A 255-nucleotide genomic window follows, 5' to 3' on the forward strand; every position below is an offset into this window, starting at 1 on the left:
GCATCGTACACCAATACTGCGGGCGCGACAGTGACTGACTTCATCCGGCGCATCAGTGATATGACAGACAGCCGACCGTTTATTGTGATGCCGGAAGGAAAGACCGGCGGCATTGGCCTGCCGGTCAACCTCCTGCCGTCTTCCCCGTCCCTTCACCCTCACATTCCTGATGCTGGGTGTGGCGTTTCGTTTATGGCAGGGCGATGCTGCTATTGCGCTTGCCTGTGCTCTGTTCTGGTTTCTCCTGTTATCTCT

Annotated in this window: 1 pseudogene; it reads left to right on the forward strand. The window is 56.5% G+C overall.

From position 1 onward, the window contains the following. Nucleotides 1-30: 30 nt before the first annotated feature. Nucleotides 31-255: pseudogene (locus E0D98_RS28365) on the forward strand (hypothetical protein); the annotation flags it as partial.

The organism is Escherichia sp. KCJ4928 (genome assembly GCF_004352695.1).
Taxonomy (GTDB): domain Bacteria; phylum Pseudomonadota; class Gammaproteobacteria; order Enterobacterales; family Enterobacteriaceae; genus ECMA0423.